A 24299-nucleotide genomic window follows, 5' to 3' on the forward strand; every position below is an offset into this window, starting at 1 on the left:
CGGGAGCGCACCGACGCGACCGGTCGGAGCGGTCCTTAAGCCGATCCACAGCTACGGCGTCGTCTTCGGTTGTGCGCTCACTCTGGGGTCACGTGGACGATCACGGCGGTGGCGTTGTCGTCGCCACCTGCCTTTTCGGTGTCGGCGAGCAGCTGGCGCACCTGCCGGTCCGGGGTGGCCGTCCACTGGAGGACTTCGCTGATCCGGGCGTACGGGACCTGGTCGGTGAGGCCGTCGCTGCACAGCAGGAGGACGTCACCGGGGCGCGGGGCGATGTTGAGCACGTCCGGTTCGGGGTGCGCGCTGTGCCCGATATACCGGGTCAGCTGGTAGCGGGCGGAGTGGGCTTCGGGTGAGTCGAACGGGTACCAGCCGTTGATGGCGCCGAGCCAGGCCATGGTGTGGTCGACGGTCAGTTGCTCCAGCAATCCGTCTCGGAGGCGGTAGCCGCGGGAGTCGCCGATCTGCACCAGCCACAGTCCGGCCGGGGACGCTGCCAGCGCGGTCAGGGTGCAGCCGGTCAGCTCGCCGATCCGCCGGCCGGCCGCGCCGACCTGCACTTGGGCTTCGGCGACAGCGGCCCGGAGTGTCGCGGCGTCGAGGGTGTCGCCGGCTGTGCGGATTCGGTCGATGAAGACGCCGACGGTGGTGCGGCCGGCAGTGCGGCTGCCTTCCCCGTCGCCCATGCCGTCGGCCACGACCGCGAGCAAGGGTTCCTGTGTCAGGTGGACGACGTCGAAATTGTCCGAGTACCGTCGGCCGACGACACTGCCGGCAGCGGCACGGAACGCGAAGTCGGTCACCCTGACAAGGATGCCAGCCGGTCGTCGGCTTGTCCGGAGGACGACCCAAGGGGAGGGATCGACGTGACACCGGTGACGGCGGGCGACGTGCTCGCCCCGGACGAGATCGCGCTGCTGGAGCGGGCGCTGCTGGAGTGGGGCGGCCCGGCCCGGTGCAGTGACGAGCTGGCGGTCGGCATGGGGTTCGCGGGCTTCGCCGACCTGGTCGCCCAATGCCGGCGGCTGCGCGACGCGCTGCGGGCGGGGACCCCGCTGACCCCGGCGGACTGGGCACGGGTGCTGATCGCGACGGAGATCGTCTTCGTCAGCGATCTGGCGGGCACCGGCTTCGAGTGGCCGACGACGACCGGGTTCGACGACGGGGCGACGATCGGTGTGCTGCGGAGCGTCCAGCGGAAGCTGGGGAAGGTGGTCCGGCCGTACTACGGGAAGCGCCCCGGCTGAGGCGGACTCGCCGTCGCCGACGGTCAGCGGAGCAGGGATCCGGCCGTCGGGGCCAGGCGTACCGTCGACGCGGGTTCCCCCGTCAGCGCGGCGACGGTCTCGGCCAGGGCCGCGCACCGGGGATCGCGGTGGACGGCGTTCAGGATGCGTTCGCGGTCGGCGTCGTCTTCGAAGCGCCTGATCCAGACGACAGCTTCCTCGTCGCCGGTCACGGTGAACGAGCCCACCACGCTCATCTCGTGTTCCTGGTGCAGCGGGATGACGGTCTCGTCCAGGTAGCGGGCCAGTTCGGCGCCCCGGCCGGGGCGGGCGTGCTCGGTGCGGATCTCGTAGAACATCGGCGGTACTCCTCGGGTGGCGGTCAAGCGCGGCGTGCGGCGGCGAGTGCGTAGACGTCCGGGGAGCCGTCCCACGGTGCGGTGCGCAGGACGGTCCAGTGGTGGATGAGCCACTGCCCGTCGCGCTCGCGCAGCCGCAGCTCCCAGCGGCCGCGCATCGTGCAGTGGTCGACGACGCCGGGGTCGGCGGGGACGTGGTGGTAGGCGACCACCTGCGCGCGGCACGTGGCGTCGTCGCCGGACCGCCGTACGACGAGGTCCGTGGCGACGTGGTGGGTGCTGTCGAAACCCTCCAGGGTCGCGCGGGCCAGCTCGACCAGCTCCGCGGCGGCCATCGTCGTCGGCGGTCTGCCGTGGTGGTGGGTCGACAGATCCACCACCACCTCGTCGGCGAACAGCCGCTGCAGGGCCGTCCAGTCCCGGTCGTCCTGGGCGTGGGCGAGACCGGCGACGACGTCGGCGATGGCCGCGCGATCGAGAAGATCCTGTAGTGCGCTCATGGTCGATCCTCTTCGGGGGTGGGCCGGTCGATCAGCGGAAGGAACAGCCGGCTGGGGTGCGCGGGTCCGTGGTGGACGTGGTTGACGGCGACCACCGCGTCGTCCGCGCCGTCGGTGGCGATCGTCGCGCCGGTGTTGGTGTTGCGGTCGTAGCGGGGGAAGTTGCTGCTGGAGACTTCCAGCCGGATGCGGTGCCCGGGCCGGAAGACGTTCGCGGTGACGCCCAGGTCGAGGGTGAGCTCGGCGTCCGTGCCCGGCGCCAGGAGCGCGGGTTCGATGAGGGAATCGCGGTAGCGGACGCGTTGGATGCCTTCGCACAGCAGGATCGCCCGGCCGTCGGGGTGCACGTCGACGAGCTTGCCGGTGAAGTCGGTGTCCGGTGTGGACGATCGGATGTGCAGCACCAGCGAGACGTGCCCGGTGACCTCGACGGGACGCTCGAGGACGGGACTCGTGAAGCACAGGACGTCCTCGCGCGCTTCGACCGCGGCCTGGTCGGCCGGTCCGGGGTAGGTACCCGGCGCGGCGGCGAGCACGGTGCCGCCCAGGCTGGGCACCGGATCACGCGGGTCGTAGCGAAACGTGTCCGTCGCGTCCTCGGCCGGGACGTCCGAGTTCAGGACGCCGTCACCGCCGGCGGTGTTGGCCCGCCCGCCGCCGTCGAGGAAGAAGCCGGTGTACCGGGTGTCCGGCAGCGGCCAGTCCGGCTCGTCGCGCCACTCGTCGGCCCCCATCACGAAGATCCGGACCCGGTGGGTGTCGTCGGGAGGCTCGCTCCGGCCGCGGACCCAGCGGTCGAAGAACCGCAGGTGCGCTTCGGTGATGCCGGCGGTCTTGATGCTGCCGGCGAGCCCGAACGACCGGTCGGGGTACGTGCCGAGGTCGGTCCCGTCGGCGTGGGACCAGGGGCCGATGACCAGCCGCTGACCGTCGCGGGCGGCGGCACTGCCGCCGCCGCGGCGCATCGTGGTGTACGACCGCACGGTTTCGCGGACGAACACGTCGTACTACCCTCCGATGTGGAGCGCCGGCACGGTGATCCGTCCACAGTGGTCGATCGCGGCGATCTCCCGCCAGAAGGCGTCGCGCTCCGGGTGGTCGAGCACGTCGCCAAGCCAGGGCAGGGAGCGGGTCACCGCGGCGCGCTCGGCGATCGGCAACGGCTCGTGCAGCGACCGCGGGTCGGCCAAGCCGGACAGCAGCGCTCCGGCGTCGCCGAGCCCGTGCCGCAGGTTGTTGCGCAACGCCGAGAGCGTGCCCCAGGTCAGGACCGCGTCCTGGGACAGCGCGCCGCCGGGGGAGCGCCACGGCGCCGCGTACGGGTCGGCCGAGCTCATCACCGGTGCGATCGCCCGCAGCGCCGGAACGTCGTGCGCCGCGGCCTGCCACTGGCTGAACCCCATGTACGACCCGCCCCACATGCCGATCGCGCCGTCGCACCACGGCTGGGCGGTCAGCCAGGCGAGGGTGTCGACGCTGTCCGGGCCTTCGCAGGTGTGCGGCACGAACGTCCCGGGGGACCGGGACGTGCCCCGGACGTCCTGCGCCACCACGGCGTACCCGGCGCCGACGAGGGCGAACACGTCGGGGAGCTTCGGGTTGCCGTACAGCCCGGCGTCATCCTTGCCGTAGGGAGTGCGGACCAGCAACGCCGGGAACGGTCCGGGCCCGTCCGGGAGCCACACGTTGGTGGCGAGCACGACGCCGTCGCGCATCGGCACCGGCACGTCCACCTCCACCGTGAACGTCATGCCGTCACCGGGTTCCCGGCGGACGAGGTGAGCATCCAGTGGCTGAACGCGGCGTAGTGCCGCGCGAACTCCTGCGGCGTGGGGGAATGCTCGACGGCCGCCGAGAGTTCCGCGGCACGGGCGTACCGCGGGATGCGGTCCGCTTCGTAGGCGGCCAGCGCCGCGGGCACGTCGCCGGTGGGGGAAAGGAGGTGGCCGAGCAGTGCGGCGTCCTCGATGCCCAGCGTCGCGCCGGCCGTGATGTGCGGTGACATCGCGTGGGCCGCGTCCCCGGCGAGCACGACGCGCCCGGAAGCCCAGTGCGGCAACGGTGGCACGAGCATGATCCGGTTGTGCAGGATCAGGTCCTCGGGCGTGGCGCGGATGAGCTCGGTGAGCACGTCGCCGTCGTCCAGGTGCGCGGCCCGGGCCAGGGCCTGCTCCTTGAGGGTGCCGGTCAGCTCCGGCGTGTCGAACTGGTTCACCAGCCAGTAGACGCCGCCGTCGTAGGTGCGGACGTACCCGCCGCGGCAGCGTTCGCGGCCCAGGACCAGCCGGTTCCCGGTCACGGCGAGCCCCGGATCCGGGAGCACCGCGCGCCACGCGTGGTGCCCGGGGTGCTCCCGCGCCGGCGTCCCCGGCACCAGCTGCGCGCGCACCGCGGAGTACGCGCCATCCGCCCCGACGAGCACGTCGGCGGTTTCCTCGCTGCCATCGGTCAACCGGACGATGACGCGGTCCGCGTGCTCGTCGTACGCGGCGAACCCGGTGGCGAGGTGGATGTCGTCGCGGCCGACGGCGTCGGCGAGCAGGTCGGTGAGCTTCGCCCGGTGCACCAGCAGGAACCGGTGGTCCTCGATCCCGAACTCCGGCGTCTCGAGCAGCCGCCCGGCCGTGTCGTGGAAGTACATCTCCCCGGGTCGGCCGATGGCGCGTACCTGATCGCCGATGCCGAGGTCGTCGAACACGGCCAGCGCGTTGGCCCACAGCCCCAGTCCGGCCCCGGCCGCGCGGATTTCCGGCGCCCGCTCGTAGACCACCACGTCGATTCCCTTGCGGCGCAAGGCGAGACCGCTCGCCAGGCCCACGATCCCGCCGCCGATCACCACTGCTCGCATCGCCGTCCTCCTTCGTCGTCTGAACTCGACGTTAAGGACGGCCGCCGGTTAACTCCAGTGCAACGTTGGTACGGACTCATTCCACCTGTGATAATCGGCCGGTGGACCACGACCTGAACCTCATCGAGGCGCTGGACGCCCTGCTCACCGAAAGCAGCGTGACGAAGGCAGCGGCGCGCCTGCACACGTCGGCACCGGCGATGAGCCGCACGCTCGCCCGGCTGCGGCGCGCGTTCGACGATCCGCTGCTCGTCCGGGCCGGCCGCGATCTCGTGCCGACCCCGCGAGCGCTGGAACTGCGCGGGGAGGTGCACGCGGTCGCCGCCCGGGCCCGCGCGCTGTTCGGCCCGTCGGCCGCCACCGACCCGCGTACCGCGGTGCGGGTGTTCGACCTGCAGGTGACCGACATGCTGTCCACGACGTTCATCCCGGCCCTCATCGACGACCTGCGGAGCCAGGCACCGGGGATCTCCTTGCGGTTGCGGCCGGAAAGCCTCCAGGACACCCCGGCGCTGCGCGAAGGGCTCGTGGACCTCGAAATCGGGACACCGCGCCCGGGCGATCCCGAAATCCACTCGGAGACACTCGTGACCGAAACACTCGTCGGCGCGATCCGCCCGGAACACCCGCTGGCGAAGGTCAAGACGGTCACCCCGAAGCGGTTCGCCGCGGCCGACCACATCGTCGTCTCACGCCGGGGCCGCGCGCACGGCCCGATCGACGAGCGGCTGGCCGAGCTGGGACTGAGCCGCCGGGTGGTCGCCGTACTGCCGAGCTTCGCGGGCGCGCTGCACGTGGCCCGCGGAACCGACGTCGTCTGCGTGACCCCGGCCGGACTGGGCCGGCCGATGCTGGAAACGCTGGGACTGCGCACGATCCCGATTCCGGTGCCGGTCCCGGAAGTGGTGCTCGGCATGGCCTGGCACCCCCGCAACCACCACGACCGCACGCACGCGCTGCTGCGCGAGCGCGTCCGCCGGATCATGGCGCTGGCCGCGGGCCTGCCGTGATCACGTCCGGGAAAGCGCCGCTCCCGGGCCTCGGCACCATCGCCGTCAGCGATCCTGGTCGGCGCGCTTCCACCACGAGGCCGTTCCGGCCATGCCGATGACGCCGGCGAGGACGACGAGGGCGTAGCCGAGCGGGCCGGGCGGGTCGCCGGCGGTGCCGGCGAAGAGAGCCGGGACCGACCAGGGGAATTCCGGGCCGTAGCCGAGCAAGGCGACGACCTGGGCGAGGAACGTGGCGGTGAACAGGGCGGCGATCCCGGCCAGGTAGCCCCGTCCCGCGCTGGCCGCCCACGCGAACGGCGTGACGAGCGCGATCGTCATGACCGCGGTGAGCACCAGGGTCACCAGGCCGGTGCGGACGGCGGGGACCGACCAGCCGGGCAGGCCGAGCGCCGTTCCGATCACCAGGCCGAGCCCGGCGGTGTACAGCGTCATCAGCAGGCACCAGATCGCGGTGACGGCGAACTTGGCGCCGACGACCGTGGTCCGCGCGATCGGAAGGGCCAGCAGGTCTTTCGCGGTGTCCTGGGCGAACTCGCGGCCGAACACCCACACCACGGTCAGGCCGAAGAGCATCGCGCCGCCGACGGCGATGATCTGGGCGAGCAGCGCGAAGTAGGCGGGCCAGTCGGCGGTGCCGCCGGTGAGTGCGGCCTTGGTGCCGAGCAGACCGAGGGCGCGCGCCCGGCGCAGGTCCTGCAGGATGAACATGACCAGCCCGCCGAACGCGGCGGCCACGGTGAAGGCCGGCACGGTCATCCACGGCAGTCGGGAGCGGCGGAGCTTCAGCAGTTCGGCCCAGGCGGCGGCCCTCACCGCGCACTCACCAGGCGCAGGAAGCGGGTTTCGAGGTCGTCCTGCTCGACGACGAGCCGGGTGGGCGGACACCCGGCGGCGACGAGAAGCGTGGCGATCTCGTCGGGACTCCGCACCGCGCGGTCGCTCGTGAGCAGGAGTTCCCTCCCCTCTCCGGGGTCGGCGGGGTGGCCGGCGGCGCGCAGCGCGGTGATGGCCGCGGCCGGGTCGTGAACGGTGACGGCCAGGCGGGGGCGGACCTCGCCGGCGAGGTCGGCGGCGGAACCCTCCCGGACGAGCCGTCCGTGGTGGAGGACTCCGATGCGGGTGGCCAGGCGGGCGACCTCGGTGAGCAGGTGGCTGGACAGCAGCACGGTCACCCCGTCGGCGTGGGCGAGGTCGTGGAGCAGCTGCCGGATCTCGGCGACGCCGGCGGGGTCGAGGCCGTTGGCGGGTTCGTCGAGGATCAGCAGGGCGGGCCGGTGGAGGAGGGCTTTGGCCAGGCCGAGCCGCTGCTTGTTGCCGAGCGACAACGTGCGGGCGCGGTGCCCGGTGTGGCGCTCCAGGCCGAGCCGGGCGATCACGCCGGGAACGGCTTTCGCGTCGCGCAGCCCTCGGAGCCGGGCGATCACCTCGAGGTTCTCGGCGACGGTGAGATCAGGGTAGGCGGCGGGGGTCTCGACGAGGTACCCGACGCGGGACCAGACGGCGTGTTCGCCGGGGTGGATCCGGTGGCCCAGCAGGGAAACCCGGCCGCGGGTGGGCCGGACCATGCCGAGCAGCATCCGGATGGTGGTCGTCTTGCCGGCGCCGTTGAGGCCGAGCAAGGCGTAGATCTCGCCGGGTTCGACGTGCAGGCCGAGTTCGTCCACCGCTTGGACGTCGCGGTAGGTCTTGGTCAGGCCGACGGCCTCGATCACCATGGGAAGCCTCGTTTCGCGCGCACTGTCGTGACGCCGACCAGGCTTCCCGGCACTCCTGCGGTCAGCGTACGCCCTTCCGACGCACCGCACCCGCGTTACCTGGTCACGGACGCCGGCGCCGACGGAACGACCCGCACGGGTGGGCGCGTCGCGTAGGCTGACCCCGGCGCGCCGGGAAGTCTGGTCGGCATCCGGGATCCGGATCGAGAGGACCAGCTGTGCGCGGAGTCGAAACCGTACTGTTCCTGGTGGTCGTGGCGACCGTCGTGGCCACCTTCGCGCGGCGGCTGCGCATTCCGGCGCCGTCGCTGCTGGTGGTCGCCGGCGTGGTCGTCGGGTTGCTGCCCGGCGTGCCGGCGGTGCAGGTGACCCCGGACGTGATCAGCCTGGTCGTGCTTCCGCCGTTGCTGTTCGCCGCGGGGGAGGAGCTGCCGTGGCGGGACCTGCGCGCGGTCGGCCGCCCGGTGGCGGTGCTTTCGGTCGGGCTGGTGCTGCTGTCGGCGGCCGCGGTGATCGGGATCGCGGTGGCCGTGACGCCGTTGCCGGTCGGGATGGCGTTCGTGCTCGGCGCGGTGCTGGCGAGCACCGACCCGGTCGCGGTGACGGCGCTGGCGCGGCGGCTGGCGCTGCCGCCGCGGGTGCAGGCGCTGATCCAGGCGGAAAGCCTGTTCAACGACGCGACCAGCCTGCTGCTGTTCCGGGTGGCGTTGTTCCTCGCGGTCGCCGGCGGAGCCGCGTCCTGGGGCCGGACGCTGGGGGAGTTCGGGCTGCTCGCCGGCGGCGGCGTGGCGGTCGGGGTGCTGGCGGCGCTCGGGGCGTTCCTCATCCGCCGGCGCACCGAAGACCCGGTTCTGGAGACGGTGATCTCGCTGGTGACGCCGTATGCGGCGTACGTCGCGGCGGAGTCGGTCGGCGGGTCGGGCGTGACCGCGGTCGTGGTGGCGAGCGTGATCCTCGGGACCCAGGCCGAACGGCTGACGACGGCGCGGATCCGGCTGCAGGTCGGCGCGGTGTACCAGACCGTGGTGTTCCTGCTGGAGAGCGTCGTGTTCGGCCTGATCGGGCTGCAGCTGCCCACGCTGGTCCGGCGGGTGGCGGGTGGCGGCGCGTGGTGGCTGCTGCAGGCCCTGGCGATCGCGGCGACGCTGGTGCTGGCCCGGGTGCTGCTGGTGTTCGTCCTGTCCGCGCTGCGCCAGCGGCGCGCGGACGGCCGGATCTCCTGGCAGGTGCCCGCGGTGGTGTCGTGGGCCGGTGCGCGCGGGGTGGTGCCGCTGGCGGCGGCGCTGTCGCTACCGGTGTCTGCTTTGGACGGTTCGGCGCTGCCGGCGCGGGACTTGGTGCTGGTGCTGACGACGGCGGTGATCGTGCTGACGCTGGTGGTCCAGGGGTTCACGCTGGCGCCGTTGGTGCGGCGGGCGGGGATCGCGCTCGACCCGGCCGACCTGCGCACGGAGTACGCCACCGCGCGCCGGCGGCTCGCCGAAGCCGGGCTGGACCACCTGGACCACCTGGCCGAGACGGAGTCGGCGCCGGCGTTCGTGGTCGACCAGCTGCGCGCGGGCTGGCAGGCCCGGCTCGACCGCGTCCGCGCCGACATCGAGGAGAGCGGCACCGACCCGGTCCGCGGGATCGACTACCGGGCCCTGCGGCGGGAGTTGATCGACGTGGAGGCGGCGGAGCTGACGCGGCTGTTCGAGGCGGGCGAGATCACCGACGGCACCCGGCGGCGCATCCAGCGGCTGCTCGACCTGGAACACGCCGGGCTGGAGGACTGAGCCGGGGTCAGCGCGGTGGCCGGACCCGGTTCGCCAGATCGTCTTGGGCGGCGGGCCAGGAGCCGGCCGGCCGCAGCAGCGCCACCGCCGCGAACCCGCCGACAGCCGGCGGTCGCGCAGCTCGTCCGCCGCCACGCCGAGGACCGCCGATGCCTGGTCGCCGTCAGGTCCACTTCGGTCATCCCGGACTCCCCGTGTAACGCCCGGGAGGGTTCCGGGCACTGAGTCTGCCGTCACCGCAGTGTTCCCGAACCCTGGAGGCGTTACATGGCGGAAAACGGCTGGCACCGGGTCGATCCGGCCGACGTGCCCGCGGATGGGCGGGTCCGCAGTGTCACCGTCGACGGGCGCAGCGTGGCGCTGTCGCGGTGCGGCGCCCGGCTGGGCGCGCTGGAGAACCACTGCCCGCACCAGGGCGGGCCGCTCGGCGAGGGCTCGATCGAGAAGGGCTGGCTGCGCTGCCCTTGGCACGGCTACGACTACGACCCGGTCACCGGGCGCCCGCCGGAGGGGTTCGGGGACGCCGTCACCACCTATCCGGTCGAGGAGCGCGCGGACGGCGTGTTCGTCCGCCTGCCCGAGCCGGCGCCCGCGGTGCGCACGGTCGCCGACGTCCTGGTCGAGACGCTCGTGGCCTGGGGTGTGCGGCACGTGTTCGGGATGGTGGGGCATTCGAACCTCGGGTTCGCCGAGGCGCTGCGACGCGCCGAGACCCGTGGTGAGCTGACCTACTTCGGCATCCGCCACGAGGGCGCGGCGGCGTTCGCGGCGAGCGCGTACGGCAAGCTCACCGGACGGCCCGCGGCGTGCTTCGCGATCGCCGGGCCGGGCTCGACGAACCTGCTCACCGGCCTCTACGACGCCAAGCTCGACGGCGCGCCGGTGCTCGCGATCTCCGGTCAGGTGCCGTCGAAGGTGCTGGGCCGGGGAGCCTTCCAGGACGTCGACCTCTCGGCGGTCTTCCGTGACGTCGCCGTGTCGACCACGACCGTCCACAGCGGAAGCGACCACGGCGAGCTGGCCGCGCTGGCGGTCAAGCACGCCCTCGACCGGCGGGGCGTCGCGCACCTGGTGCTGCCCGACGAGGTCCAGGTGCAGCCGAGCGACGCCGAACCGTCCCTTCCGGACGGCCGGCGCGCGGGACGGGCCGGGCGGCCGGACGCCACCGCCGTCACCGCGGCGGCCGCGCTCGTGCGCGACTCGCGGCGCCCGGTGCTCGTGGTGGGCCACGGCGCCCGGGATGCCGCCGCCGAGGTCGTCGCGCTGGCCGAACGGCTCGGCGCGCCGGTGCTCACCACGTTCAAGGCCAAGGGCCTGGTGCCCGACACCCACCCGCTCGGCGCGGGGGTGCTCGGCCGCAGCGGGACGCCGGTGGCCAGCTGGCTGATGAACGAGGCCGACCTGCTGGTCGCCGTCGGCGCGTCGTTCAGCGATCACACCGGGATCGCGGCCTACAAGTCGATCCTGCAGATCGACGACGACCCGGGCGCGATCGGCCGGTTCGACGCGGTCACCACCTCGCTGCTCGGCGACGCCCGGCTCGCCCTCGCCGCGGTCGCCGCGGAGCTGGGGGAGCCGAAGGCCGAGGACCAGCGTCCCGACGTCGCCGCCCGCTGGGCGATCTGGCGCGCCGAGAAGGCCCGCCGGGTCGCCGACGACCGCGGCCGCGGCGTGTCGGCCGCGGCGGTGTTCGACGCGTTGTCGCGGCACCTGCCGGCGGACGCCGTGGTGACGGTCGACGTCGGCAACCACGCGTACTCGCTGGGCCGGTACCTGGAGTCGAAGGGGCAGCCGGTGCTGATGTCGGGCTACCTCGGATCGATCGGCTTCGGCTACCCGGCGGCCCTCGGCGCCTGGGCCGCGGCACCCGGCCGGCCGATCGTGGCCGTCACCGGCGACGGCGGGTTCGGGCAGTACGCCACCGAGCTGACCACCGCGGTCAAGTACGGCATCCCGGTGAAGCACGTGCTGCTCAACAACAACGCGCTCGGCAAGATCAGCAAGGAACAGCTCGCCGGGGACTACCCGGTGTGGCAGACGTCCCTGGTCAACCCGGACTGGGCCGCCTACGCCCGACTCTGCGGCGCGACGGGTATCCAGGTCACCGCGCGCGAGCAGCTCGACGAGGCCATGACCGCGCTCTTCGCCGCCGAAGGTCCCACCCTGCTCTGCGTCGAACAGGACGCCGAACTCCTCTGAAAGGAACGAAGACCATGCCGAGCTACGACGACCTGCGTGCCCTGTTCGTGAACTGCACGCTGAAGCGCTCGCCCGAGCGCAGCAACACCGAAGGCCTGATCGACGTCAGCCGCCGGATCATGGAGAAGAACGGCGTCGAGGTCGAGGTGCTGCGGGCGATCGACCACGACCTCGCCACCGGCGTCTGGCCGGACATGACCGAGCACGGCTGGGCGAGCGACGAGTGGCCGTCGATCTACGAGAAGGTGCTGGCCGCGGACATTCTCGTGGTCGCCGGGCCGATCTGGCTGGGGGACAACAGTTCCGTCACCAAGCTGGTCATCGAGCGCCTCTACGCCTGCTCGCACCTGCTCAACGAAGCCGGGCAGTACGCCTACTACGGCCGGGTCGGCGGCTGCCTGATCACCGGCAACGAAGACGGCGTCAAGCACTGCGCGATGAACGTCCTCTACAGCCTCCAGCACCTCGGTTACACCATCCCGCCCCAAGCGGACTCGGGCTGGATCGGCGAGGCCGGCCCCGGACCGTCCTATCTGGACCCGGGATCCGGCGGGCCGGAGAACGACTTCACCAACCGCAACACCACGTTCATGACGTGGAACCTGCTGCACCTGGCCCGGATGCTGAAGGACGCGGGCGGCATCCCGGCGCACGGCAACCAGCGCAGCGAGTGGGACGCCGGCTGCCGGTTCGACTTCACCAACCCCGAATACCGCTGAGCCCGTCATGCCCGACGTCGGCTTCGTCAACCTGTTCGCGGTGGCGGCGATCGCCCTCACCGCACCGCTGTTGCTCGGGTTCGCGCCCCGGCTGCGCGTGCCGGCCGTGGTGCTGGAGATCGTGGCGGGGATCGCGCTCGGGCCGTCCGGGCTCGGCTGGATCCACGCCGACCTGCCGGTGCAGATCGTGGCCCTGCTCGGGCTGGCGTTCCTGCTCTTCCTGGCCGGACTGGAGGTCGACGTCCACCGGCTGCGCGGCCGGGCTCTGCGGGTGGCGCTGCTGGGTTACGTTCTGACCCTGGCGCTCGGGCTCGCCGCGGGGGCCGGGTTCGCCGCCGCCGGGTGGGTGCACAGCCCGCTGCTGGTGGCGGTGGCGTTGTCGGCGACCTCGCTCGGCCTGGTCGTACCGGTGCTCAAGGACGCCGGACAGGCCGGGGGCGGGCTCGGACAGGCGGTCATCGCCGCCTGCTCGGTGGCCGACTTCGCCGCCGTGCTGCTGGTGTCGCTGCTGTTCTCCGCTTCCGGCGGCAGCACCGGCGCGCGGCTGGTGCTGCTCGGGGCGTTCGCCGGGCTGGTCGTGGTGACCGCCGTCGCGGTCGCGCTCGCCGGCCGGTCACGACGGCTCGGTGCGACGCTGGTCCGGCTGCAGGACACCACGGCCGAGATCCGGGTCCGCGCGGCGGTGGTGCTGCTCGTCGCGTTCGCCGCGCTGGCCGAGGCGTTCGGGCTGGAAAGCATCCTCGGCGCTTTCCTCGCGGGCGCGGTCGTCGGCATCCTCGACCGTGACTCGGCGTCCCACCCGCGGTTCCGCGTCAAGCTCGACGCGATCGGGTACGGGTTCCTGGTCCCGGTCTTCTTCGTCACCAGCGGCCTGCGCCTCGACCTCACCGGCCTGCTGGCCGACGCGGGAGCGCTCGCCCGCGTCCCGCTGTTCCTGGCGGCGCTGCTGCTCGCGCGCGGCCTTCCCGCGCTGCTGTTCGCGCGTGAGTTCGGGACGCGGCGGGCGATCGCGGCCGGCTTGCTGCAGGCGACGTCGTTGCCGTTCCTGGTCACCGCCACCCAGATCGGCGTCCTCACCGGGCTGATGACGCCGGTGACCGCGGCCGCGCTCGTGTGTGCCGGTCTGCTGTCGGTGCTGCTGTTCCCGGCCGGGGCACTGTCGTTGCTGCGGTCGCGGGACCAGGCGCTCGTAAGGTGAACGTCATCTCTTTTCCGCCACCGCTGCGGCTACGCTCGGGCGGTGACGAAGCTGCCGCCGGACGACGAGCTGGTCGCGGCCCTGCGCGCCGGCGACGGCGCGACTTTCGCGGAGGTGCTCGACGCCTGGTCGTCCTCGATGCTGTGGCTGGCCCGGTCCTTCGTCTCGACGCACGCCACCGCCGAGGAGGTCGTGCAGGACACCTGGCTCGCGGTCGTGAAGGGCGTCGCCACCTTCGAGGGGCGGTCGTCGTTCAAGACCTGGGTGTACCGGATCCTGGTCAACACGGCCAAGAAACGTGGCGCGCACGAGAAGCGCAGCGTGCCGTGGACCAGCCTGCTGCCCGGCGACGAGGACCACGGCCCGACGGTCGACCCCAGCCGGTTCCAGGGCCGCGGCCGCGCTTATCCTGGACATTGGCGGGAGACTCCCGAGTCCTGGCCGTCACCGGAGAAAACCGCACTGGCGCTGGAGATCCGTGAAGTGCTCACCGGAGTCCTCGACGAGCTGCCCGCGCGCCAGCGGGCGGTGATCAGCCTGCGCGACGTCGCCGACCACACGGCCGAGGAGGTGTGCGAGATCCTGCAGATCTCGTCGGCCAACCAGCGGGTCCTGCTGCACCGCGCCCGCGCGGTCGTGCGTGAACGGCTGGCGGGGTACCTGGGGGCGGCGGGATGAACTGCGACGAGTTCGTCGAGCTGGTCACGGCGTTCCTGGACAGCGCACTCGACCCGGCGACGGAGGAGCGGTTCGTCGAGCACCTGGCCCTGTGCGAAGGCTGCGAACGCTACCTGGAACAGTTCCGGACCACGATCGCCGAGCTGGGGCAGCTGCCACCGGACTCTTTGTCGCCGGAGGTGCGCACCGACCTGCTGGCCGCCTTCCGCGACTGGCACCGCGACTAGGTGACCGGACTGATGATGCCCGGCCCGTGCTCGCGGGGGCCGGGCATCGCCAGCGGTCGGGACTCCTGTCGCCGGCCGGAGCCGGATGTCCATCACCGGCACGTACGTCAGTAGCTGCTGAGCAGGTACGCGGCTTCGATTGCCGTCGCAGGTCAGCGGCAAGCGTCAGGGCGACGCTCACCGGAGTTCGGCCGTGGTCAGGATCCGGATCTGGGCCGCCGTCCAGGTTTCCGGGGTCCACTCCTCGCCGAAGGTTCGCACCGTGGCCGCCGTCGTGCGCAAGCCTGCTTCGGCCAGCTCGTGCGCTGTGTGCTCGGCTCGGGCTCGCAATGTCGGTGGTGCGTGGGACAGACCTCGGTGGGCCGCCTCCGCCAGCAGTGACTCCGCCGTGGCCAGCGCCCGGCGCACCGGGTCCTCCGCCGCCGGGGGTGGGGGCCCCAGCGGGCCGGTGCGGTCGTCGGCGGCCAGGTCCGGGACCAGCACGCCCGTTTCCGTGCGCACGGCCAAGGGGTCGATCACCAGCTCGCCGCCCTCCCGGCGCAGCGCGCCGCTCAGCCGGGTCGGGTTCGCCGTCAGTGCGCGGTGCAGTGCGTCGAGCCGGCCCGGGCAGAGCCCGCTGTGCGTGGCCGTGATCCGGGCCCGGGTGCCGGTGACGTCCGCGATCACCGCGTCCAGGCGCTGGGCGCCCGGGTGGTAGCCCAGCTCGCACACCTCGGCGACCGCCACCACGGCGACGTCCTCGGCTTCGACGCGCGGCCGGATCAGCTTCGGCGGCAGGTCCGCCAGCCGGTCGGCGGCCGCGGCGTAGTCGTGGACCACCGACGGCAGGTCGTCCCAGGCCGCGCCGACCGGGGTCACCGACATCGCGCCGACGCGGGACGTGCCCAGCCGCAGCGCGCGGCTCGCGCTGCGGACCGCCGTCTCCGACACGACGTTCGACGCGGCCAGCACCGCCAGCGTCGTGCCCGCCACGCGGCGGCCGGCCAGGTCGTGCCCGGTCACCGGGTCCTCGCCGGTGTCCCAGCGCGCGGTCAGCACCAGCACCGAGCCGTCCCCCGCGAAGTAGACCTCCGCCCGCCGCTCACCCGGCAGGCCGCGCACCCGCGCGCCCAGCGCGGTCAGCCGGACGCGGCGCAGCCTCGTCTCCGCCTGCTCGTCGGTGCCCAGGACCAGCGCCGGCGCCCCGCTCGCGCGGAACCGCGCGGGCACTTCGGCCAGCAGCTCCGCGCACCGCTCCAGCCGGTGCCGGGCGGCACGGGCGGCATACGCGTCGAGCTGGTCACCGAGCTCGGCCAGCGCCGCCGCGGGCCAGCGCAGCCCGGACTCCACCAGCTCGCCGGCGATCCGGCCGAGCGACGCGCGCAGCACCGGGCTCGCGTTCGCGACGCCGTCGCGCAGCACCCGCGTGACGACCTCCAGCGCCGGCCCGGCCGCCGCTCGGGCCGGAGCCGGGCCGCCGAAGGCGAGCCGGACTTCGGTCTCCGCCGAGCCCCGGGTGTCGGCCTCGCGGAACGCCCAGACCGCGAGCACCACCTGGTGCGCCCGGTCCGTCGCGTCGGTGTGCGCGTAGCCCAGCTCGCCGGGCACCAGGAACCGGACGGTCGCCGTCGGCAGCTCGGCCACCGCCACCGGGTCCGCCGCGGTGGGCCGCCGCAGCCGCACGGCGAGCCCGGCCCGCCACCCGCGGCGGGCCGCCGTCAACGCCCGCGCCCCGAACTCGGCCGCCAGGGCGTCGTCGCCGATGTCGCCCGGCGACCAGGCCGTGAACTCCGGCGCCGCGTCCGGCCGGCGCTGGTAGCCGAGCACGACGGCGACCCGGTGCCGGCACACGCCCGGGGCGCCGCAGGTGCAGGCGGCGGTGTCGAGCGCGCCGCCGGGCGGGAACACGACCTCGACGCCGTCGGCGAACCGGCCGCGCACCTCACCGCCGTCACCGGCTTCGACGACGGGGCCGTGACCGGCGTCGAGGTCCTTCTGCGCGCGCTTGACGAGGCCGCGGTTGGCCAGCGCGGCCAGCGCGTCCGGGGTGAGGGCGAGGAGGTCGGCGCGCATCAGCCCAGCCGTTCCGCGACGAACTCCGCCAGCATGCCGGGGGTCATCGCCCCGACGTGCGCGCCGGCGTCGGCCAGCCGCTGCGCCAGCGCGCGGTCGTACACCGGGTTCGCCTCCTCGTCGAGCGCGGCCAGTGCCAACACGTGCGTGCCCGCCTCGGCCAGTTTCCGGACGTCGTGCACCAGCCGGTGGTCGTCACCGCCTTCGAAGAAGTCGCTGACCACCACGACGATCGCCCGCCGCGGGTTCTCGACCAGCCCGGCGCCGTAGGCGACCGCCTTCGCGATGTCGGTGCCGCCGCCGAGCTGGACCTTCATCAGCAGCTCGACCGGGTCGGTGACGTCCTCGGTGAGGTCGACGACCGCGGTGTCGAACGTGATCAGGTGCGTCTTGAGCCCCGGCAGGCCCCACAGGCACGCCGCCGTCACCGCCGAGTGGATCACCGAACCGGCCATCGAGCCGGACTGGTCGACGAGCATGATCAGCTGCCACCGCTCGAGGTGCTTGCGCGTGCGGGAGGCGAACTTCGGGCTGTCGATGAGGATCCGCCGCTCGCCGGGCTGGTAGCGCCCGAGGTTCGCCCGGATCGTGCGGTGGAAGTCGAAGTCGCGGGCCTGCTTGAAGGTGCTCGGCCGCCGGGACCGGGTGCCGGTGAACGACCGGCGGAGCTCCGGGGTCAGCTTCCGCAGCAGGTCCCGGACGACGGCCTCGACCAGCTTCCGCGCCATCGCGAGCAGGTCCGGGTTCATCAGGTGCTTCGTGCGCAGCACCGCGCGCAGCAGCGCCGGGCTCGGTTCGATCCGGGCCAGCACCGCGGGATCGGTGACGATCTCGGTGATGTCGTAGCGCTCGACCGCGTCGCGCTCCAGGCGTTCGACGGTTTCGCGCGGGAACAGCCGGTGCACGTCGTCCAGCCAGTCCACTGTGGACAGAACCGACGCTCCGGAGCCGCCCCGCACGCCCCGTTCGGCCAGCTCGTCGTCACGGTCGTAGAGCCACGCCAAGGCCGCGTCCCGCGCGGCGGCGACCTGATCGCAGCAGCCTGCCACCGAGTCCGCGGGCGGCCCGAGGATCAGCCGCCAGCGCTCGAGATCGGTCATGCGAGCCCCTCCCGCGCGAGGCGGGCGTCGACCCGGGCCTCCAGGGCCATCGCTTCGGCGACGGCCAAGGGGTCGATCCGCGCGGGGCGCAGCAGGGTGCGCCCCGACCCGCGGAGACCGCGGCGGGCCAGCAGCCGCCCGGCGATCTTCTCGCGTTCGGCGGGCGGGAAGTAGCCGAACGCCAGGCGCAGCGCGGGCAGCGCGACCAGGAACTCGGCCTCGGTCAGCGCTCCGACGAGCTCGTCGAGGGCGTCCAGCACCCCGCCGGAGTCGAGCACTTCCTCGCGCGCCAAGGCGAACAACCCGGCCAGCCAGTCGCCGAGCGTGCCGGGCGTGGCCACCTCGCGCACCGCCTCGCCGGTGCGCTCCGGGGCCGGCGCGCCGCCGAGCGCCCAGGCGAGCCCGGCCGCGGCGCCGCGCAGATCCGGGGGCACGCCGGGGTCGGCGGCGATGCGCGCGGCGACCGCCGTGGCCGTCGCGCGGTCCACCGTCAGGACCGGTCCGGCGTGCCGGATCGTGTCGCGCACCGCGACCAGCGCGGCGATCCGGCGCGGGTCGGCGGGCGCCGGGCCGCCGCGGACGGCTTCGGCCAGCCACAGGGCCCGCGCGACGCCGGCGCGCAGCACGGCGGCCGCCGTCGGGGTGCCCGCCAGGCCGAACAGCTCGTCGTGGCGCCACAGCGCGAGCACCGTGCCCACGACGACCCCGAGCGGCGCGAGATCGGCCGCCCGGCCCACTTCCGCGACCAGCGTGTCCACCAGGGACTCGGGCAGGGCCGGAACCCCGCACAATGCCGCGTCGAACAACGCCCCGGCCAAGGTGGCCAGATCCGCGCCGGGCAGCCGTTCGCGCAAGGCCGCCAGCGCCGCCTCGGGCAGGGTCGCGCCGTACGCGCCCGCCTCGATCAGCGCGGGCAGGCGGGTGTCGCCGGGAGTCAGCCGCCAGGTCTCGACGACCACCGGGTCCGCGCCGCCGGCCGGACCGGACCGCCGGTCGAACCCCGGGATCCCCAGCAGCCGCAGGCAGTGCAGGACCCGGCTGCGGCGCCGGTCCGCCCGGTCGGTCAGGTCGAGCCGGACCGGGCCGGACCCGTCCAGGCCGAGCTCGGCCAGGTCCATCGCGACCCGGCCGGGCAGCGGCGGCGCCGGGGTGTCCGGGTGCAGCCGGCCGGTGCGCTCGCCGCTGAGCGCGGCGACCATCTCGACCACCACCGGGTGCGCGCCGGGCTGCAGCGGCCCGCGGACGGTCCATGGCGGCGGCTGGGTGAGGTCGTCGGCGACCAGAGCGCCGAGCAGCCCGTCCAGGACGTCGACGCGGGCCGGGTGGTCGTGCCCGCGCAGCCTCGCCAGGCCGTCGGCCAGGGCCCGGGCCGCGATGAGGTCCGCGGTGGACACCGGGTGGCGCCGCGCGCGCAGCCGTCCGGCCACCGCTTCGAGGAGCCCCTGGCCGGCGCCGGCGAGCCCGCGTTCCCACAGCAGCTGGTAGTAGCCGGGCGAGGGCATCCCGGACTGGTAGCCGGTGAACGCGTCGAGCCGCTTGTGCAAGTAGGGCACGAGGTAGCTCGCCGCGCCGTCCGGCCGCGGCACTTCGGGCCAGGCGGTGCCGCCGCGGCCGGCGAGCCGCCGCACGGCCGCGGTGTGGAACCCGCCGGTGACGACCAGCACCGGCCGCGGCCCGGCGTCGGCGACCGCCGCCCGGACCCACGCGGCCATGTGCTCCTCGCGTTCCCGGTCGCTTTCGCTCGCTTCGGCCTCGCCTCGCAGGAGGTCGAAGTACGCCGTGAGCCGCTCGGCGAGGTCGTCGTCCGGCGCGGCTTCGAAGAGGTGGTCCCAGAGCGCGTCGGGGTTGTCGACGGCGAATTCCGCGCACAGCCGGCGGATCACCTCGGCGTAGCGCAGTTCCGCGTCGGCGTAGCGGTTGTCCCAGCCGTCGAAGGCCGGGTGCCAGGCGGGCAGGTCGATGAACCGCAGCTCGGCGCCGGCGGCCCGGCCGGCGGTGAGCGCGACCCACTCGGGGGAGTGGTCGCAGAACGGCGACCACGACGAGTGCGTGCGCCGCTCGTCGCGGTAGCTCGTGTGGATCGCGATCGGCAGTTCGTGGCCGAGCAGCAGTTCGCCGATCCGGTCGTTGACGTCCGCCGGCCCTTCGACGAGCACGTACGCCGGACGCAGCCCGGCGATCGCCGACGCCACGGCCCGGCTGCACGCCGGGCTGTGGTGCCGCACGCCCAGGAAGACCGCTCCCATGTCCCCGCGCTCCCTCAGCCCGGCAGCAGGTGCCGCGCGTGGTGCAGCTCCTGCCAGGTGCCGGCGCCGCGGCGGGCGGCGTGCTGTTCGAGGTAGCGGCGCAGCCGCGCGAGGTCGTCGGCGTTGTCCTTGGCCGCCGTGCCGGCCAGGCACGCCACGACGTCGGCGGGGGTGCCGGGCTCACCGCGCAGGTACCACCCCCGCACGCCGACCGCGTGCGCGACCGACACGGCCTCGGCCGTGCTCATCACCGCCGAGACCCGGTCGCCGGCCGGGCCGCCGCGCAGCTCGCGGAAGGTGGTGACGAGCACCTCGAGCACGTCCCGGCGCGGCGGGGCCTCGACCCCGGACCGCGCCAGCAGCGCCGTCGCCTCCTGCTCGACCAGGGCCAGCTCGGTGTCGAAGTCGGCGATCGGGAACACCGTCTCGAAGGTGAACCGCCGTTTGAGGGCCGCGCTCATCTCGTTGACCCCGCGGTCGCGGGTGTTGGCCGTGGCGATGACGTTGAACCCCTCGTCGGCGAACACCATGCCCGCCTCACCCGGCAGCTCGGGGATCGCCAGCACCCGCTCGGACAGCAGCGACAGCAGGCAGTCCTGCACCTCGAGGGGACAGCGCGTGATCTCCTCGAACCGCACGATCGCGCCTTCGCGCATGCCGCGCAGCATCGGCGCGGGCACCAGCGACCGCGCCGACGGCCCTTCGGCGACCAGGAGCGCGTAGTTCCACGAGTACTTGATCTGGTCCTCGGTGGTGGCCGCGCCGCCCTGGATGGTCAGCGTCGAGCCGCCGCTCACAGCCGCGGCGATCAGCTCCGACAGCAGCGATTTCGCCGTGCCGGGCTCGCCGACGAGCATGAGCCCGCGGCTGGTGGCCAGGGTGACCAGCGACCGGTCGATCAGCGACGGGTCGCCGACGAACTTGCGCCGGATGCCGTGGGCTTCGTCGCCGACGATGAACCGGCGCGCGGCCGTGAGGCTGAGCGCCCAGCCCGGTGGGCGCGGTGCGGTGTCCTGCTCGCGCAGCCGGGCGAGCTCGTCGGCGTAGCGGACTTCGGCCGGCGGGCGCTGCGGGTTCGCGGTCACCGGGTCAGCCCGTCCAGTTCGGCGAGCAGTTCGGAGGCCGTGATCGGGTCGAGCACGCCGAAGGGCCGGCCGGCCCCGGACCGCCAGTGGTTGCCGCCGGACTCGTCCAGCCAGATCTCGCCGAGCTCCTGCTCGGGCTCCCAGTTCACGTCCCCGGCGGCGATCCCCGGGTCGAGGTCGACCACGACCGTGACCCCCGCGGAGGTCGGGCGCGTGATCCAGCACTCGACCCCGGCGTCCTGCGGCTCGCCGCGCACCCAGCCGCGCTTGGTCAGGCCCAGCACCTTGCCGACCGGCACCTTCAGGCCCTTGAACCGCTTGAGGGTGAGCGCGGACTTCTCGGCTTCGTCGAGCTCCGCCACCGGCCGGCCCAGCTGCGGGAACGGCTGCAGGATCTCGTAGTCGGCGAACACCTCGGCCCACCCGGCCAGCTCCGCGCCCAGCTCGAGCGGGTGCGCGACGCCCACTTCGGCGTCGGACGGCAGCGCCCAGGCGTCGTCTTCGACCGTCGCGTACGTGCGGTCTTCCGCGCAGCGGAACGTCTCGCCCGCCGTCGTGCGCCAGACCAGCCGCCGCACGATGTGCCAGAGCAGCGGGTGGCCGGCCAGCAGCTGCTCGAACTCGGCCGCGGGCCAGCGGCGCCCGTGCACCATCGCCGCCTCCAGCCGGCCGATCTGGTCGGCCGCGACCGTGCGCACGTCCTTCTTCAACGCCGAAAAGCGCTTGTACTCGGCCGCGGCCAGTTCGGCGTCGTCCTTCGCGCCCGGCTTGGGCAGCGCCTTGCGGGGCTTGCCGTCCTCGTCCGTGACGTAGGGCTTGAGCTGCTCGTCGAACCCGACGACGAACTTGCGCGGGCCGTAGTCGACCACCGCGGTGGCCGCTTCGTCGAGCCCCAGCGTCGGGACCAGGCGGTCGGCCAGCTGCTCGGCCGACAAGCCGAGCCCGTCGGCGACGGCGGCGATCTTTTCGCGCGCCTTCAGCTTGAGCGCCTTGAACTTCACCTTCTGGGCGATCGAGTTGAGGTGCAGCAGCGCCAGATCGGTGCCGATGCCGGCGAGGACGTCGAGCGCCGCGGTCGCCCGCGCGTGCCCGCCTTCGCCCGGCCACGCGCGGATCAGCGGGCTCAGCTCCCGCACCACGGCGTCGTCGCCCAGCAGGCCCAGCGCGGTCAGCACCCAGCCGTCCTTCGCCGGGTACCCGGCGCCTTCCCAGCCGCGGAACAGCGCCCAGGCGAACTCCGCCAGCGACGCCGGGTCGCAGATCTCCCGCACGTGCGGCACCCCGGCGTAGATCTCGTCGGGCCGGCACAGCGCGAACATCGTGACGACGTGCCCGGCCGCGGCGGCCGGCAGGGCGAGGCCGCCCTCGCGCAGGCGGATCTGCGGCAGCAGGGCCGGATCGGCCCACACCCCGGGCACCGGGATCCGGGCGGGCAGCACGTCCAGCGGGTCGGTGTCGAGCAGCCGGCCGATCGCCTCATCCGCTTCCGGGCCGCAGTCCGCCGCGGCCCGCGCGACGACCTCGCGGTGGCCGCGGGCGGCCAGGTGGCGCAGCGCCGCCTCGGCCGCGCGCCGCCGCGCCCCGGCCGGCCCGAGCGCGGGCGGGACCAGGAACTTCGCGGCCTCGGCCGGGTGCCGGTCCAGCCAGGCCGACGCGGCCGAGCGGGCCGACTTCAGCCGGACGAACCAGTCCGCCACCAGCTCGGCGATCTCCGGGCCCACCAGCGGCAGCAGCAGCTCACCTTCGGCCGGGTGCGCGGTCACCGCCGCCACCAGCGGCCGGTAGGCGGCCAGACCGTAGCGGCCCAGCAGAGCGCGGCTCCAGCTCTCGACCCCCCAGGTGTCCTTGACCTGCCAGCGGGCGAGGTGCTCGAGCACCCACTCGCGCGGCCCGTTGAGGAACAGCCGCGGCTGGCTCCACCGCGAGAGCCGCCCGGACTCGTACGCGGCGATCTCGCCGGTCCAGTCCGGGTTGCCGGGCTGCCGCATGTACGACGGGATGTGTTCGGACCACGCGGCTTCTTCGCCCGGCGCCCACCGGAGCACCGGCTCGGCGTGGACCTCGAGTCCGGTGAGGACGGTCGGTTTCGCGGCCGTGCGCTTCTTCGTCCAGGGCGGGTCCGCCAGGACGCGCGGCAGCACCGAAAGCGGCGCCTCGGGCAGCCGGTCCTCGCCGGCGATCGCCTTTTCGACGACGCTTCGCTGCTCTTCCGGCAGCTGCCCGGCGACCTCGGCGGCGACCTCGGGGTGCGCGCGGACGTGGCTGCGCAACAGGAAACCGGCGGCGTCGGCGGTCTTGGACCGCCCGGTGGCAGCTTCGGTCAGCAGCCGCACCGCGCGGGCCGGGAACCGGCCCATCGCCTCCGCGACGGCCGGGGACACGTGCTTCTGGCCCAACCGCGCCACGAGCAGCCCGAAGGCGGTGTCCGTGGGCAGGCCGGCGAGGGAGCGCAGCAGCGCCTTGCGCGAGTCGCCGCCGTTCGGGTCGGCGTCGAGCACCCGGGCCAGCGTCGGCGCGATGGCCGGCCCGAGGGCGTCGGTGACCGTGCAGCGGACGGCGTCGTGGCCGAACTGCCAGTTCAGCCGCTCACCGTGCAGCGCGGCGAGCTGCTCCGGGGTGCTCAGTCCCATCAGGACCCCGCCCCAGTCGAAGTTGTACGAGTCGACCGCCGCGACCTCGGCGACCAGTTCGTCGCTCCAGTCGGTGCGGGTGGGAACCAGGTAGGACGCCAGGATCCGGTCGGACAGCGCCACACGGTTCGCCGCGAGGATGCCGGTCGCGGCCTCGTAGTCGGCTTCCGGAGCCGCGGCGAGGATCGCCCGCAGCCGCCGGAACAGCGCGTGGCTCGTCAGGTGCACGGCGGTGCGATCGCCGATGCGCACCCGGACGGACGCCGGCCCGCCGTGTTCGTGGGTCTCCACGCGGGTGGTCTCGACGGCCGCCCGGACGGCGAACGCGAGACCGTGGCGCAGTATCCAGGCGTCCGTCAGCCGGTCGGACCCCTTCGCCTCGCTCCGGCCCCAGTGCGCGCCGGACAGGCGCAGCGCGGCCAGCGCGCCGACGCCCACCTCGTCGGCTTCCCCGGCCCGGGCCCGGTGGAGCGCGGCCAGGATCGCGGCGTCGCTGAGCGGGTTGCCGAGCGCGTCTGCGGTCCGGATGTCGGGCTCGTCGAGCACGGACTGCCAGTAGCCGTCCGCGGCCGGATCGAGCACGGGCTGCCGCACGAACCAGCCGCCCCGCCGCACGTGCACGTGCTGCTCCCAGGCCGGGTCCGGCCGGAAGGTCGTCTCGTCGAGATCCGGCTGCCTGCTGTCGCTCACCTGTGTTCCCCCAGTCGTCCGAGTGATCGATCGCAGATT

Annotated in this window: 19 protein-coding genes and 1 pseudogene; 8 read left to right on the plus strand and 12 right to left on the minus strand. The window is 73.9% G+C overall.

Annotated elements, in window-relative coordinates; all coding sequences use genetic code 11:
* Positions 1–77: 77 nt before the first annotated feature.
* The gene (locus ACZ7OU_RS22510) at positions 78–803 is read right to left on the minus strand and encodes a PP2C family protein-serine/threonine phosphatase (protein WP_470256525.1); all 726 of its coding nucleotides are present in this window, start codon (positions 801–803) and stop codon (positions 78–80) included.
* 63 nt (positions 804–866) lie between these two features.
* On the opposite strand from ACZ7OU_RS22510, the gene ACZ7OU_RS22515 reads away from it, so the two are divergent.
* On the plus strand, positions 867–1247 hold the full coding sequence (locus tag ACZ7OU_RS22515) for a hypothetical protein (protein ID WP_470256526.1): 381 nt from the start codon (positions 867–869) through the stop codon (positions 1245–1247).
* A gap of 23 nt (positions 1248–1270) precedes the next feature.
* Here ACZ7OU_RS22515 and ACZ7OU_RS22520 read toward each other — a convergent pair whose 3' ends face one another.
* The 4 genes and pseudogenes from ACZ7OU_RS22520 to ACZ7OU_RS22535 form a co-directional block, all read right to left on the minus strand.
* Entirely contained in the window at positions 1271–1585 is a 315-nt protein-coding gene (locus tag ACZ7OU_RS22520; protein WP_470256527.1) for an NIPSNAP family protein, read from the minus strand.
* 23 nt (positions 1586–1608) lie between these two features.
* Positions 1609–2085, minus strand: coding sequence for a nuclear transport factor 2 family protein (locus tag ACZ7OU_RS22525; RefSeq protein ID WP_470256528.1), 477 nt, complete (start codon positions 2083–2085; stop codon positions 1609–1611).
* Positions 2082–3836 (minus strand): annotated as a pseudogene (locus ACZ7OU_RS22530) (CocE/NonD family hydrolase). Before ACZ7OU_RS22530 ends, ACZ7OU_RS22525 begins: the two are co-directional and overlap by 4 nt.
* Entirely contained in the window at positions 3833–4933 is a 1101-nt protein-coding gene (locus ACZ7OU_RS22535) for an FAD-dependent oxidoreductase (protein ID WP_470256529.1), read from the minus strand. The pseudogene ACZ7OU_RS22530 and the gene ACZ7OU_RS22535 overlap by 4 nt, the downstream one beginning before the upstream one ends.
* Positions 4934–5034: 101 nt before the next feature.
* Here ACZ7OU_RS22535 and ACZ7OU_RS22540 point away from each other — a divergent pair, with 101 nt between their 5' ends.
* A complete protein-coding gene (locus ACZ7OU_RS22540) occupies positions 5035–5943 on the plus strand; it encodes a LysR family transcriptional regulator (RefSeq protein ID WP_470256530.1) in 909 nt (302 codons plus the stop codon).
* A gap of 45 nt (positions 5944–5988) precedes the next feature.
* On the opposite strand, the gene ACZ7OU_RS22545 is transcribed toward ACZ7OU_RS22540, so the two are convergent.
* On the minus strand, positions 5989–6759 hold the full coding sequence (locus tag ACZ7OU_RS22545; protein ID WP_470256531.1) for an ABC transporter permease: 771 nt from the start codon (positions 6757–6759) through the stop codon (positions 5989–5991).
* On the minus strand, positions 6756–7661 hold the full coding sequence (locus ACZ7OU_RS22550; protein ID WP_470256532.1) for an ABC transporter ATP-binding protein: 906 nt from the start codon (positions 7659–7661) through the stop codon (positions 6756–6758). Before ACZ7OU_RS22550 ends, ACZ7OU_RS22545 begins: the two co-directional genes overlap by 4 nt.
* A gap of 218 nt (positions 7662–7879) precedes the next feature.
* On the opposite strand from ACZ7OU_RS22550, the gene ACZ7OU_RS22555 reads away from it, so the two are divergent.
* From ACZ7OU_RS22555 to ACZ7OU_RS22580, 6 genes are all read left to right on the plus strand, one after another.
* The gene (locus tag ACZ7OU_RS22555; RefSeq protein ID WP_470256533.1) at positions 7880–9436 is read left to right on the plus strand and encodes a Na+/H+ antiporter; all 1557 of its coding nucleotides are present in this window, start codon (positions 7880–7882) and stop codon (positions 9434–9436) included.
* Between the two features lie 267 nt (positions 9437–9703).
* Positions 9704–11635: a thiamine pyrophosphate-binding protein gene (locus ACZ7OU_RS22560; RefSeq protein WP_470256534.1), complete on the plus strand. Its 1932-nt coding sequence runs from the start codon at positions 9704–9706 to the stop codon at positions 11633–11635.
* 14 nt (positions 11636–11649) lie between these two features.
* On the plus strand, positions 11650–12354 hold the full coding sequence (locus tag ACZ7OU_RS22565) for a flavodoxin family protein (protein WP_470238143.1): 705 nt from the start codon (positions 11650–11652) through the stop codon (positions 12352–12354).
* 7 nt (positions 12355–12361) lie between these two features.
* Complete coding sequence (locus ACZ7OU_RS22570) at positions 12362–13552, plus strand: cation:proton antiporter (RefSeq protein ID WP_470256535.1); 1191 nt, start codon at positions 12362–12364, stop codon at positions 13550–13552.
* Positions 13553–13594: 42 nt separating this feature from the next.
* Positions 13595–14230 carry an RNA polymerase sigma factor gene (locus tag ACZ7OU_RS22575; protein ID WP_470256536.1) on the plus strand — a complete coding sequence of 212 codons (636 nt, stop codon included), beginning with the start codon at positions 13595–13597 and terminating at the stop codon, positions 14228–14230.
* Entirely contained in the window at positions 14227–14457 is a 231-nt protein-coding gene (locus tag ACZ7OU_RS22580; RefSeq protein WP_470238140.1) for an anti-sigma factor family protein, read from the plus strand. Before ACZ7OU_RS22575 ends, ACZ7OU_RS22580 begins: the two co-directional genes overlap by 4 nt.
* A gap of 177 nt (positions 14458–14634) precedes the next feature.
* Here the strand turns inward: ACZ7OU_RS22580 and ACZ7OU_RS22585 are convergent, their stop codons facing one another.
* The 5 genes from ACZ7OU_RS22585 to ACZ7OU_RS22605 are packed head-to-tail and all read right to left on the minus strand — an operon-like array spanning position 14635 to position 24260.
* Positions 14635–16509 (minus strand): SWIM zinc finger family protein, encoded by a 1875-nt coding sequence (locus ACZ7OU_RS22585; RefSeq protein WP_470256537.1) that lies wholly within the window; start codon positions 16507–16509, stop codon positions 14635–14637.
* Complete coding sequence (locus ACZ7OU_RS22590; protein WP_470256538.1) at positions 16509–17609, minus strand: VWA domain-containing protein; 1101 nt, start codon at positions 17607–17609, stop codon at positions 16509–16511. Before ACZ7OU_RS22590 ends, ACZ7OU_RS22585 begins: the two co-directional genes overlap by 1 nt.
* Positions 17606–19855, minus strand: a complete 2250-nt coding sequence (locus ACZ7OU_RS22595) for a DUF5682 family protein (RefSeq protein WP_470256539.1) — start codon at positions 19853–19855, stop codon at positions 17606–17608. The genes ACZ7OU_RS22590 and ACZ7OU_RS22595 overlap by 4 nt, the downstream gene beginning before the upstream one ends.
* Positions 19856–19869: 14 nt before the next feature.
* Positions 19870–20940, minus strand: coding sequence for an ATP-binding protein (locus tag ACZ7OU_RS22600; protein ID WP_470256540.1), 1071 nt, complete (start codon positions 20938–20940; stop codon positions 19870–19872).
* Positions 20937–24260, minus strand: a complete 3324-nt coding sequence (locus ACZ7OU_RS22605; protein WP_470256541.1) for a DUF4132 domain-containing protein — start codon at positions 24258–24260, stop codon at positions 20937–20939. Before ACZ7OU_RS22605 ends, ACZ7OU_RS22600 begins: the two co-directional genes overlap by 4 nt.
* Positions 24261–24299 lie beyond the last annotated feature (39 nt).

The organism is Amycolatopsis sp. NPDC114505, assembly GCF_055633615.1.